Below are 12,183 nucleotides of genomic sequence, written 5' to 3'. Positions count from 1 at the left end.
GGACGGATTGCTTCGTCGTGCCTCCTCGCAATGACGTTTTCTATCCGCCCTGCTGTCCGCCCCCGCCGCCTTTACCATCGTCGTTGCGGATGGAGCGGCGCTGACGGCCCCCGCCTTCCAGCTTGCCGAAGCGGTAGTTGAAGGAGAGACGGATGTTGCGCTGGTAGGAGTAAAAGCTGCCGTAGTTCACGAAATCGGGAGTGGTGGTGGTGCTGCGGAACTCCCGGCCGGGAGCCAGGAAGTTGTTGAGGCCCAGCGTCAGGTCGGCCTTTTCAGCCAGTAGCAGCTTCTTCGCGCTCAGGCCGTAGTACACACCGCCGGAGTAGCGCGTCTGGAGTTGCACGCCGCCGGTCCAGAAGCCACCATAGCCCTGCGCCGAGTACGTTTTGCTCAGCTTCACCGAAGAGTTGACGTTCATGAAGAGGCTGGCCCGGCTGTTCACGCGGCTGAGCACGCGGCTGTTCAGGCGGGTGTAGTCGGCGCTGAGGTTAGAGCTCAGGTCCCAGTCCTTCATAGGTTTCCAGGAGCCGTACAGGTTCACGCCGTAGTTATACACCGTTGCCAGGTTGCCGTAGGTGGTTTCGTTGCGGGCCAGCTCCTGGTTGTAGCGGCTGTAGCGCTCAATGGAGTTGCCCGTGCGCCGGACAAAACCTGAGGCATTCAGGGAAGATTTTTCCCCGAACGTACTGTACGTCAGTTCCGCCAGGTCGGCAATTTCGGGCCGCAGGGCGGGGTTACCGAAGTTCACGGAGCTGGGCGTTACCTGATTTACGTAGGGGTTCAGGAAGTAGATATTGGGGCGCTGAATGCGGCGGGAGTAGCTCAGGCGCAGCGTCTGGCCGTCTTTTTTGAGCGTGCGGGTGGCGCTCAGGTTGGGCAGCACATTCAGGTAATCGTTGCGGAAACGGCCGGCCTCGTTCTGAAACTCCCCCGCAATATCCGTCCGCTCCAGGCGGGCCCCCAGGCTGAACGTGTGCTTCTTGCCCGCCGAGAAGTTGTAGGTGCTGTAAGCGGCCAGTACGTTCTGGGTGTAATCGAAGCGGTTGGAACGCAGGGCACTGCGCGCGAAATCGGTTTGCCGGCTCACCAGCAGCGTATCCAGATTGTAGTCACTGGTCACCCGCCGGCCGATGTGCTTGGCCCCCAGCTCCAGCGTGTTCTTCTCCCCGAACGGGTGGGTGTAGTCGGTCTGGAAGGTGGTTTCGAGGTTGCGGGCCAGGTTACGGCTGGCTTCCCGGTACTCCACCGGGCCGCCGTATAGCTCGGCCGTCGGAAACTGGTCGAGGCGGTACTGGCCCCGGCTGCGGTTGTTGGTGTGCTGGGCCAGTACGCTCCATTCGCGGCGGGGCTGTTGCTCCCCAAAGGTGCGGGTATAGCCGGCGTTCAGGTCGAAGTTGCGGCTTTCATCCTGCCGGTTGATGTCGCGGGTGTAGAGCGTATCCAGCTGGGGCTGGCCCCGGTACTCATTGAAAAGCTGCTGCGGCGTCTGGTTGCGGTACAGGTTGCCGTTGCCGCTCACCGTGAAGCTGTGCAGGGGCGAGGGGTCATAGGTGAGTTCCAGCTGGCCGTAGCCGCCCTGGCCCTGGTTGCGCGAAGTGGTGCGCTCCGTGAGCTGGCCGGTGCCGCCACCGGGCAGAAAGCTGGTGCGCTCGGTGAGGCTCTTGAACGGGTAGAGGTTACGAAAGCCGCTGAGCTTGGTGTTTACGCCCACCTTGCCGCGTTTGGCATTCAGCGCGCCATTAAGACCCTGGTTCCGGTTGCCCCCGCTGGCCCCCACGTTGCCGCTCATGCCCTGCAGGCTGCTTTTCTTGAGCACAATGTTGATAACCCCGCCCGAGCCTTCCCCATCATATTTGGCCGAAGGCGCCGTGACCACCTCAATGGCCTTGATCTGGTCGGCCGGAATCTGCTTCAGGGCCTCGGCCAGGTTGCCGGCCAGCAAGGCCGAGGGCTTGTTGTTGATGAGGATGCGCACGTTGCCGGTGCCGCGCAGCTGCACGTTGCCGTCGCCGTCGAGGTTCACCAGCGGGGTTTTGCGCAGAATATCGGCGGCCGTGCCGCCGGTGTTGCTGGCGTCCTGGTCGGCGTTGTACACGAGGCGGTCGGGCTTGGTTTCCACCACGGGCCGCTGCCCGGTTACCGTTACACCGGCCAGGTTCTGGGCCGAGGCGGTGAGCTGGAGCGTGCCCAGGTTCTGGGGCTCGGCGGTGATAGTAACGGTCTTCACCACATTACCATACCCTACAAAGCTGATCTGGAGCCGAAACTCGCCGGTGGGCAGGTTCTGCAGCTCGAAGCGGCCGTCGGCATCGGCGGTGCCGCCCAGCAGCGGGGTAGTACCAGTGGCGGGCAGCAGGGCCACGGTGGCATACTCCACGGGTTTTTGAGTGGCGGCATCCAGCACCCGGCCCGTAAGCCGGCCGGGGCCTTTGGTAGAGGAAACCGTGGTGGCGGGGGAAGTCTGGGCAACTACTCCCAGGGGAGCCGTAGCCAGTAAAAGCAACGGTAAGAATTGCTTCATACGGAGGATAGGAGAGAAAACGGAATAGAAAAGGACCTAACGGGTTCCGAAAAAGATCAGTCAGACAACGGCTCAAACGTAGCGCGTATTTCACCCAAGAGACGGAATAATCAACCAACGTTGCGCCCGGCCTCAACTAAAGGCAGTATTCCAGCCCTCAGGCATCTGCGCCGAACTGATGAGCGGCAAGAGCCGATTGATTGAAACCGGCGCTGCGGTTGGTTGAAAACCCCGCTGAAAGTGCCCGTGAGGTTGTATGTTGCCGGAGCATTCGGTGGGCGGCCTCGCCTGCCATTACCTTATTCCACCCTGAATTCGCCTTTTTCTTCTGCTCGCGCCCCGCGCCGCCCGGCCTGGCAGCTGCCCGCGTGGCTGCGGCGGCTGCCCTGGGTACACGTGGGGTGGTTTGCCCTGCTGCTGTACTTCGATGCCCAGGGTTGGCTGCTTAACCAGGGCGTGCTGATTCCGCCGCTTAAAGACCATTTCTGGCCTCTGGCTCTCACCACCAACGCGCTGGACTCGGGCCTGTTTTACCTGAACTGGTTTAGCATGCCCACGCTGTTTCGGCAGGGGCGGGTGGGGGGCTACCTGGCGGTGCTGGCGCTGGGACTGGTGGTGTTCTGCGCCACCCGCATTGGGGTGAGCTACTACTTCGAGGAGGTAAAAGTGCAGGGCCAGAACCAGCCGCTGCGCTTCTACGTGCAGGTGCTGCAGAGCTATTACCTGCTGCTGGGCGGGCTGATTCTGGCCCTGAGCTTCTTCCTGCGGCTGGCCGGCGACTACCTGCGGGAGCGGGACAACCGCCGGGAGCTGGAGCAGCAGCACCTGCGTACCGAGCTGGCTCTGCTCAAAAACCAGCTGCACCCGCACTTCCTGTTCAACACGCTCAACAACATCTACTCGCTCACGCTGCACGCCTCGCCCCAGGCCCCGGAAGCGGTACTGCGCCTCTCGGAGCTGATGCGCTACCAACTCTACGACAGCCAGGACGACCTGGTACCGCTGGCCCGGGAAATTCACCACCTGCAGAGCTTCCTCACGCTGCAGCACCTGCGCCTGCCTCCCGACGATGCCGACGAGGCCATTCAGTGCGCCATACTGCTGCCGCCCGGTGCCGACCACGCCTGCCGCCTGCCGCCCATGCTGCTGCTGCCGCTGGTGGAAAACGCCTTCAAGCACGGCGACCTGACGGCCCGCCCCCACGTGGTGCGCATTAAGCTGGAGCTGGCCCCCGATGGGCAGCTGCACTTTTGGGTACGCAACCGCGTGGCCCCCGAGGCCGCCGAGCCGGGCGGGGTGGGCCTCGTGAACCTGCGCCGCCGCCTGGAGCTGCTCTACCCCGAGCGGCACGCCTTGGTTATCACCGCCAACGCCCAGGAATACGCCGTGCGGCTGTCGGTGCAGTTGAAGAGTTGAATTATGAATGATGAGAGATGAGTTGGGTTGTAGCTATTTGCGCAAGCTCTTACTCTAATCATTCAACGGGTACCAGATCCTCCACCGAGACTGAAAAACAAACCGCCACTCCACTCATCATTCATCTCCCATAACTCAACTCTCATAACTCATAACTCCCCAATGTCCCGTCAACCCTTAAACTGCGTGGTGGTGGATGATGAGCCGCTGGCCCTGAAAGTGCTGGCGGAGTATTGCGCGCAGGTGCCGTTTCTGGAGCTGCGGGGGCAGTTTCAGGATGCCCTGGCGGCCGTGGCTTTCCTGCAGGATAACCCCGTGGACGTGGTGTTTCTGGATATTCAGATGCCTCGCCTCACCGGCCTGCAGCTGGCCCAGCTGCTGCCCGCGCCCCGGCCGCGCATCATCTTCACCACCGCCCACCCCGACTACGCCGTGCAGAGCTACGAGCTGCCCGCGCTGGATTACCTGCTCAAGCCCATTTCCTTCGAGCGGTTTGTGCAGGCCGCCCACCGGGCCCACACGGCCCTGCCCGCCGCCCCCGCCATCCCATCAGCACCCACGGAAACGCACGAGCCGCAGGATACCGCCGAGGCCCTGTTTGTGAAGCAGGACAGCCGCCTGCGCCGGGTGCCCATTGATGAGCTGTACTACGCCGAAGGCCAGAAGGAATACCTGATGTACTACACGGCCACCGGCAAAATTCTCACGCTGCAGTCCTTCCGCAAGCTGGAGGAGCTGCTGCCCCCCGGCCGCTTCGCCCGCATCCACAAGTCCTACCTCATCAACCTGCGCCACCTGGAGTTTGTGGAGCGCCACCGCGTGCAGGTGCACGGTGCCCAGCTGCCCATCGGCGAAACGTATCGGGAGGCGTTTCTGGAGCTGCTGCGCTACCACGGAAAGCTGTAGCCTGTACCCGTCATTGCGAGCCGGAGGCGAAGCAATCCGTCCTTTTCTGAGCACAGACCTGCGACCTATTCAAAAGCCCCTGACGCCAGCACGGACGTCAGGGGCTTTGCGCTTCTCAAAGCTTTGAGAATTAATAAGGAAGGATTGCTTCGCCTCCGGCTTGCAATGACGGGCGTGGGTTATTGCTGGCCCTGGCCGTTACCGTCGCCGCCTTGTTTTACGTCGTCGTTCTGGATGCTGCGGCGGCGTTTGGGGGCTTGCTGAGTTACTTTGCCGAAGCGGTAGTTGAAGGCTAGGCGCACTCCGCGCAGGTAGATGTAGTTGTTGCTTTCCTGGCGGAACTGGTCGGTGTCGAGGATAGAGCGCAGGTTGCGGGTGGCCGAGAGGAAGTTGTCGGCGTTCAGGGTCAGATCAGCCTTATCCTTGAGCAGGTTTTTGCGCAGACCCATTGAGTAGAACGTCCAGGCGGCCTGGCGGCCCTGCAGCTGCACCCGCGGCGAGTTGAGGCCCCCGAAGAACTGCACGCTCAGGCCCTTCTCAAATTTGTAGCCGGAGTTTAGGTTCAGGTTGTACATCACTCCGCTGTTGTTCAGGCCCAGGCTCGCACTTTTCAGCGACACGTAGTACACGTTCACGTTGCCGCTCACGTCCCACTTCGGCACCGGCTTCACTGAGCCAAACAGGCTGATGCCGTAGGTGGCATTGCGGCCGATGTTGCGGAACGTCTGGTTGTTCACCCCATCGGCATCCACAAACCGGTAGCTCTCAATGGCGTTGCCGGTGCGGCGGGCGTAGGCCGACATATTCAGTACCGAGCCTCTGATGAAGGTGGTGTAGTTGATTTCGTAGCTGTTCGTCAGCTCGGGTTCCAGCTGGGGGTTACCGTAGCTGATGTTGAGCGTGTCGGAGGAGTTGATGAAGGGGTTCAGGTAGAAAATCTGGGGCCGCTGGATGCGCTTGGAATAGGCAATGCGCAGGGTCTGGCCCGGTTTCTTGGGGTTCTGGGGCTGGTAGCTTAGGCTCAGGTTGGGCAGCCAGTTGGTGTAGTTCTGCTTCACGGCCGAGTTTTCGCTCTGCTGCTGCTGGAAGTTGCCGTTGATGCGGGTATTCTCCACCCGGGCCCCCAGCTTAAAGCTCACCTTCTTGCTGGCCGAAAATCCGTAGGTGCCGTAGCCCGACAGCACATCCTGGTTGTAGTCGAACAGGTTGGAGCGGTCTGGATTATATACCGGGTCAAGCTGGCTGGCCGACGGGCTGTTGAACACGTCATAGTCGCTGCTCACGCGGCGCAGAATGGCCTTGGCTCCGGTTTCCAGCAGGGCAGTTTCCGAGAAGGGGTGGGCGTAGTCGGTCTGGAGGGTGGTTTCGAGGTTGCGGGCGAGGTTATCTGATTCCTCCCGGTAGTTCTTGGCCAGGTTCTCGGTGGTGTTGCCCGCAAACTGGTCGAGGTGGTAGGCCTGCACGTTGCGGTTGCGGGTGTGCTGGGCCAGTACACTCCACTCCCGGCGCTTCTGCTCAAAGGTGCGGGTATAGGAGCCGCTCATGTCGTAACTCTGGGTGCGGAAGCGGCGGTCGGTGTTGCGGGTGAACTCGCTGGGTATGGGCAGCAGCACGTTGTTGTACTGGTCATACTCGCCGCTGTTGCGGAACAGGTTGCCCTGCACGTTCAGCGTGAGGTTGTGGTACTGGGCCGGGTCGTAGTCCAGGCCCAGCCGCCCGAAGCCGCCCCCCCCAATGGTGTTGCCGTCGCCCTGTTGCTCCAGCGAAAGGCGCTCCTGGCCGCTGCCGTCCTTCAGGTAGCGGGTGAGGTCGTTGCGGTTGGGGCTGTAGAACATAAAGCCGCTCACCGAGCTGGTAAGACCCACTTTGCCCTTGCGGTAGTTGAGCGAGGCGTTGCCGTTGGAGCTGCGCGTACCGGCCGCCAGCCCCACCGAGCCGTTCACGCCCTCCAGGTTGTTCTTTTTGAGCGTGATGTTGATGATGCCGCCCGTGCCTTCAGCGTCGTACTTGGCCGAGGGCGTGGTAATCACCTCCACGCTCTTGATCTGGTCGGCCGGAATCTGCTTCATGGCATCGGCTACCGAGGAGGCCACAATGCCCGAGGGCTTGTTGTTGATGAGCACGCGCACGTTGCTGGTGCCGCGCAGCTCCACGTTGCCGTCGGGGTCCACGTTCACCAGCGGCACTTTGCGCAGCACGTCGGCCGCGGTGCCGCCGGTGTTGGTCAGGTCCTTCTCGGCGTTGTATACAATGCGGTCCGGCTTGGTCTCAATTACGTCCCGCTCCCCGGTTACCGTCACCTCGCCCAGCTTCTGGGCCGTGCCTTCCAGGCTGATAGTAGGTACCGTGGTGAGGCCGCTGGTAATCGTGACGTTGCGCGTCTGGGTAGCGTAGCCGATAAAGCTGATCTGCAACCGAAACTCACCGGCGGCCAGGCCCTGCAGCTTAAAGCGGCCCCGCTCGTCGCACACTCCCCCATCCAGCGGGGTGGTGCCGCTCAGGGGCAGCAGCGTGATGGTGGCAAACTCTACGGGCTTCTTGGTAGCGGCATCCAGCACAGTACCTTCCAGCCGGCCGGTGCCTTTAGCGGCCGTGGGCAGAATAGGCTTGGCCGGTGTTGCTGCGCCGGGCTGGCCGGGGCCACCGGCTGCACCGCGCTGCACGGGGGGCGCACCGGCGGGCGGCGTAGTCTGGGCCAGCACCGGGGTGGCCAGCAAGCTGGTAAGTAGCAGCGGGAGAGTAACAGTCTTCATAGAAATGGGTAGCCAGAAATGAGTAGACAAAGGGAGCCGCCACCAAGGCGGAAGACAAGAAAAATTGGCTGAAGTGTAGCTGGCGGCTTCCGAGGTGCAGTGGCCGCAATGACCAGGAGCAGAGTTGGGCCGGGAGTGGTTGTGGTAGAGGCCCGCAGCAGGCAGGCAAGAGGAATAGTTCAGTGAGGCAAAGCTCCGCCAGCTACGTTTACCACGCCGGTTTATTCAACAAATCCGATACCGGTAGCCGGCAACGCCCCCGCCCCGCCCGCCAATGCAGCCCCTGGCGCGGACTACCGGGCCTCCCGGAAAAACACGTTCCCACTGATGGATTCCAGACGCAGGGCCGGGCCGGTGCCGCCGCGCAGGGTGCCGCGCACCTCGTAGCCCACCGGTGAGCTGTAGCGTTGTTGCTGCTGAAACGCCACCGAGGGGCTGGTGTACACCTCGCCCGTTATGGACTTCAGGGCCACTTGGGCGCTGCGGTTGGCCGGCCAGCTCACATCCACAAACCCGCTGATGGATTTGGCGCTTAGCGGACCCGTGAGGCCCTGTACTTCCACGTTGCCGTTGATGGTGCTGAGGCGCAGGCTGGTATTGGCGGGCAGCGTCACCTCGCACACAATATCAGCGCACACGCGGGACGAGTTTTTGCCGCCGTAGTACCACGACGCGCTGTCGGGACAGGTGCCGGGCGTAGCCTGGGCCAGGCGCTGCTGGTCCAGGTCGGCCGTGACGGTAAGCTGCGAGTCGGTGCGGCTCAGGTTCAGCCGGAAGGCGTCGTTGAGCGTGTTCTGGTTGATGTTCACCGTGGCCCGCACCCGCAGCTGGCCATCGGTGGCGGGCCGCACCCGAATGGTGTTGGCGAATTTCAGATTCAGCATCACCGCCTGCGTGGAGGCCACGGGGGCGTGTTGCTCGGTAACGGTCTGGGCCCGGGCGGCCGGGGCGGCGGAGAGGGCCAGCAGGCCCGGTAGCAGGAAACGGAACATGGCGAGTTGGGGAAAGAAGAGAGAAAAAGGGAGGATGGCCTTACTTGGCTTTGCGCAGGTACACGTTGCCGCTGATGGTGTGCAGCGTCATCTTAGAGCCACCCCCGTTCAGGGGCACCGTCACGGTTTGGCCGCCCACCCGGTTCAGGCCGTTGGCGGCGGGCTTAGGAGTCAGGTCGAAGTCGGTGTACACTTCCCCCGACATGGAGCGCAGGCTGAGGGTGGTTTTGGTGGCGGCGGGCATCGTTACGTCGAGGTTGCCACTGATCAGCGACACGGCCGTGGGGCCCTGGGCCCCCGGAGCCAGCTGCAGGGTCACGTCGCCGCTGGTACCGTTGGCTACCACCGGGCCGCTAATGCCCGTAAGGGTGGCGTTACCATTTTTCATGGCCAGCTCCAGGCCGCCGCTGAGGTTGCTCACGGTGAGGTTACTGCCCGTCCAGGTGCCTTCCCGGAACGTGAGGCTGGTGTTGCGGGGTACCCGTACGGTGTAGGTAGCATCCTTGCGCGACACCTGCTGCACCCGCACCGTGTTGCCCTCCACGCTCACGGCCAGACCCTGACGCGTGTTGTCCTCCGCCGATTGGTACACCGGGCGCAAGCCTTCAGCACGTTTGGGCGGGGCCTCGTAGGTGCCGCCTTTGATGAGCACTTCCTCGCCGTCGTAGGTTTCCACCACCACGTCGCTGCCGCGCATTTCCAGCAGCAGGCGGCGGTCCTGGCGGTTAGCGAAGCGGGTTTTGTATTCCTGGGCCCGCAGGGCGGGAGCCACGCCGGCCGTCAGCAGGGCCAGCAGAAGGAGCTGTTTCATGTCTGTTGAAAAAGAAGGGGAATGGAAGAAAATGATGGCGTAGGCGCTGCCCGGCAACGCCCCAAGGCGCGCCCGCAGCACGGTGAAAAGCAGAGAGAAAAGGAAGATTAGATAAGCAGGCCCAGGCCCCGCTCGGCCTGTTGGCGCACGGGCGGCAGCACGCCGGGCTGCCGGGCCAGCTGCTCCAGCGGGGCCACGGCGCGCTTATCGCGCAGGGCGATGAGCAGTTCGATCAACGTCAGCTGCACGTTGGGGTCGGTTTGGTTGGGCAGGGCCTGCACCAGGGCCGGGCCCACACGCGGGTCGGTGCGGAGCTGAAACAGGGCGTCGGCCGCGGCCAGGCGCACGTTGGGGTTGGGGTCGGCGTTGAGCAGGGTGATGAGCACCTGCACGGCCGGGTCGCCGGGCTGCACTTCCGCGGGCACGGCACTCACCAAGCTCAGCCGCCGGCTGGCCGGGGCCGACTGCACCATGGCCGCCGTGAGCCGGGCCGCCACCCCCGAATCGGGCGCGGGCTGATGAGCTACTTCCGGCTGGCCCGGCCGTAGCAACAGGCCCAGCACCATGCCCACCGCCAGCAGCGCTACCGACGCGGCCACCCGCAGCCACGCCCCGGCCGGGCTGGCTTCCCACAGCGGCAGCACCCGGCCCGGGCGGGGCGCGGCGGCCGGCGCTTCAGTGGGCATTTCAACGGGCACAGGGGCGGGGGCGGGCAGGTGCTGCTTTTCATGGGCAATGGCGGCCAGCAGTGCGTCGCGCATAGCCGGCGGAGGCAGCAGCAGGGGCTCGTCGTTGAGGGCATGGAGCAGGGTGCAGAGCTGTTGCACCTGCTGCTGGCAGGCCGGACACCGGGGCAGGTGGGCCGTCACGGCGGCGCTGTCGGTGGCGGGCAGCTCCTGCTCCACAAAGGCGGGCAGCAACGGCCGTAGCGCAGAGCATTCGGGAAGTTCGGCGGGGTGAGCAGGAAAAGCAGCCATAGAAATCAGGGGCCGAAGCCCGTACGCGTTAGTTGAAATACACCGCCCGCAGGGCCTCCAGCGCCCGGTGGGCCTTTACCCGGGCCGCTCCCTCCGAGCACCCCATCATTTCCCCGATTTCGGCGTAGCTGAACCCCTGGAAGCGGTGCAGCACCAGTACCTCGCGCTGGGTCGCCGGCAGCAGACTCAGTGCCTCCTGCACCGATTGAGCGCAGTCAGCAGTAGCGTGGTAGTGCTGGGCGGCGGCGGCGTGGGTAGGGGTTCGTTCCAGGTGGTCGAGGTCGGTGGTGGGACGGTGGCGCTGCCAGTGGTCGGCGTGCACGTGCCGGGCCAACTGGTACACCCAGGTGCGGAAGCTGAGGGTGGGCTGAAAGGTGTGGCGGTATTTGAGCACCCGCAGAAACACGTTTTGCGTCAGGTCCTGCCCCACCTCCCGGTTGCCACCATTGAGGCGGGTCAGGAAGCCGAACAACGGGCCGTGGTACCGCTCAAACAGCAGGGTGAGCTGGTCCAGGTTGTCGGCCTGAACCTGAAGCATCAGGTGCTCGTCGCTGAGAGGAGAAGTGGTTGCCACGCGGTGCTGCGAATGGTGGTGTTTGCTTCGATTACCGGGCAAATAACCATTCGTTACACGCCTCCCGAAAAATATTTTTCCCGGCCCTGGTGGTGCTTGTGCTTCAGTGGCGAAAATGGCCGTTACACCAAACGAAATTCAGGGTTTGGTGCTGTGAGCAGATAGTGTAGAGACGCGACACTTCGCGTCTCTTCGTTGCACAATGCAAGGCGGTACAGGACCTCCTTACGGGAGACGCGAAGTGTCGCGTCTCTACATTTTTCAGGCAAATAGCTGCGGGGGCGGCGCAAAAAAGCCCCTGCCGGGTAACCGGCAGAGGCTTTCGGGGAAAGGAAATGCAGGGCGGAATTACTAGCTCACATTACGGCGCAGTAAGATGATGTAGCCCACTACCAGCACCCCGGCAAACCAGCCCAGGGAATACCACTCGTGCTTGGCCAGCTCGTGGGCCACGGTGAGGGTGCCTTTCTCCATCTTCATGGCCATGGCAGTGCCCAGCGGCGCGGCGTAGGGAATTTTATCCACGTGCTCCCAGCTGAGCAGGGCAATGGTAGCTACCACCGCGCCCATGCCCACGCCCACTGGCACCACGAAGGAGCGCCAGAACAAACTCACCACGTACTGCACCGCCAGTAGCCCCAGCGTAGCCACGTAGGTCCGCACGAACATCCACACAATGGTTTCCAAGGGAATGGTAGACCACGCAAACCCCAACTTGGGCCGCAGTACACTCAGGAGCATGCCGGCACCCAGCAGCAAAGCCACGAACAGCAGCAAGGCCACGGCATTCAAGGCCAGAATCAGCAGGAGTTTCGACAGAAACACGGCCCCGCGCCCTACTGGTTGCGCATACAGGTGTTTCCAGGCGGTGGCTTTGGTTTCGATGTGCACGACCAGGCTGGTGAGCAGTACCACGAACAGCGGCAGCAGCAGCGTACCCGCCGTTTGCCAGCTGGCATTGATAAACCGGGGCCAGGGGCTGCCCCCGGCTTTCATAATGACCTCACCCTTGAAAAAGAAAATCAGGAACGTAATCAGCACCGGAAATGCGCCGCTGAGCAGCGTAAGCCGCAGCGCCGCTGTGCGCTTCAGCTTGAGCGTATCGGAGGCCAGGGTGCGGCTTAGCTGTGTGAGCGGAGCCGGGGCCGCAGGCAGCGTAAAATCGGGAGAGGGTAGGGTAGCTTCCATAGAACAGAGTGAATAAGGAGTAACTGTCATTCCAACGAAGGAGAA

9 protein-coding genes are annotated in these 12,183 nt (G+C 63.0%); 2 read left to right on the top strand and 7 right to left on the bottom strand.

Going from position 1 to position 12,183, the window contains the following annotated elements:
- Positions 1–40 precede the first annotated feature (40 nt).
- Positions 41–2,521: a TonB-dependent receptor domain-containing protein gene (locus ACN19L_RS09540; protein WP_426493250.1), complete on the bottom strand. Its 2,481-nt coding sequence runs from the start codon at positions 2,519–2,521 to the stop codon at positions 41–43.
- Positions 2,522–2,767: 246 nt separating this feature from the next.
- On the opposite strand from ACN19L_RS09540, the gene ACN19L_RS09535 reads away from it, so the two are divergent.
- Together ACN19L_RS09535 and ACN19L_RS09530 are read left to right on the top strand one after the other, a co-directional pair.
- Positions 2,768–3,937, top strand: coding sequence for a sensor histidine kinase (locus ACN19L_RS09535; protein ID WP_426493249.1), 1,170 nt, complete (start codon positions 2,768–2,770; stop codon positions 3,935–3,937).
- A gap of 162 nt (positions 3,938–4,099) precedes the next feature.
- On the top strand, positions 4,100–4,843 hold the full coding sequence (locus ACN19L_RS09530; protein WP_426493248.1) for a LytR/AlgR family response regulator transcription factor: 744 nt from the start codon (positions 4,100–4,102) through the stop codon (positions 4,841–4,843).
- A 179-nt stretch (positions 4,844–5,022) separates the two neighbouring features.
- On the opposite strand, the gene ACN19L_RS09525 is transcribed toward ACN19L_RS09530, so the two are convergent.
- The 6 genes from ACN19L_RS09525 to ACN19L_RS09500 form a co-directional block, all read right to left on the bottom strand.
- Complete coding sequence (locus tag ACN19L_RS09525) at positions 5,023–7,596, bottom strand: TonB-dependent receptor domain-containing protein (RefSeq protein ID WP_426493247.1); 2,574 nt, start codon at positions 7,594–7,596, stop codon at positions 5,023–5,025.
- 293 nt (positions 7,597–7,889) lie between these two features.
- Positions 7,890–8,588, bottom strand: coding sequence for a hypothetical protein (locus ACN19L_RS09520; RefSeq protein ID WP_426493246.1), 699 nt, complete (start codon positions 8,586–8,588; stop codon positions 7,890–7,892).
- A 40-nt stretch (positions 8,589–8,628) separates the two neighbouring features.
- A complete protein-coding gene (locus ACN19L_RS09515; protein ID WP_426493245.1) occupies positions 8,629–9,399 on the bottom strand; it encodes a DUF4097 family beta strand repeat-containing protein in 771 nt (256 codons plus the stop codon).
- 107 nt (positions 9,400–9,506) lie between these two features.
- A complete protein-coding gene (locus ACN19L_RS09510) occupies positions 9,507–10,376 on the bottom strand; it encodes a HEAT repeat domain-containing protein (protein ID WP_426493244.1) in 870 nt (289 codons plus the stop codon).
- Positions 10,377–10,404: 28 nt separating this feature from the next.
- Positions 10,405–10,950, bottom strand: coding sequence for an RNA polymerase sigma factor (locus ACN19L_RS09505; protein ID WP_426493243.1), 546 nt, complete (start codon positions 10,948–10,950; stop codon positions 10,405–10,407).
- Positions 10,951–11,301: 351 nt separating this feature from the next.
- Positions 11,302–12,138, bottom strand: coding sequence for an ABC transporter permease (locus tag ACN19L_RS09500; protein ID WP_426493242.1), 837 nt, complete (start codon positions 12,136–12,138; stop codon positions 11,302–11,304).
- Between the last annotated feature and the right edge of the window lie 45 nt (positions 12,139–12,183).

The organism is Hymenobacter sp. 102 (assembly GCF_049949205.1).
In the GTDB taxonomy this organism is placed as follows: Bacteria; Bacteroidota; Bacteroidia; order Cytophagales; family Hymenobacteraceae; genus Hymenobacter.
This window is presented reverse-complemented; position numbering and strand designations above follow the sequence as displayed.

Excerpts from the sequence above, each read along its gene's own strand:
- ACN19L_RS09540 (WP_426493250.1), bottom strand. The coding sequence starts at position 2,521 with ATGAAGCAATTCTTACCGTTGCTTTTACTGGCTACGGCTCCCCTGGGA.
- ACN19L_RS09530 (WP_426493248.1), top strand. The coding sequence starts at position 4,100 with ATGTCCCGTCAACCCTTAAACTGCGTGGTGGTGGATGATGAGCCGCTG.
- ACN19L_RS09525 (WP_426493247.1), bottom strand. The coding sequence starts at position 7,596 with ATGAAGACTGTTACTCTCCCGCTGCTACTTACCAGCTTGCTGGCCACC.
- ACN19L_RS09520 (WP_426493246.1), bottom strand. The coding sequence starts at position 8,588 with ATGTTCCGTTTCCTGCTACCGGGCCTGCTGGCCCTCTCCGCCGCCCCG.
- ACN19L_RS09515 (WP_426493245.1), bottom strand. The coding sequence starts at position 9,399 with ATGAAACAGCTCCTTCTGCTGGCCCTGCTGACGGCCGGCGTGGCTCCC.
- ACN19L_RS09510 (WP_426493244.1), bottom strand. The coding sequence starts at position 10,376 with ATGGCTGCTTTTCCTGCTCACCCCGCCGAACTTCCCGAATGCTCTGCG.
- ACN19L_RS09500 (WP_426493242.1), bottom strand. The coding sequence starts at position 12,138 with ATGGAAGCTACCCTACCCTCTCCCGATTTTACGCTGCCTGCGGCCCCG.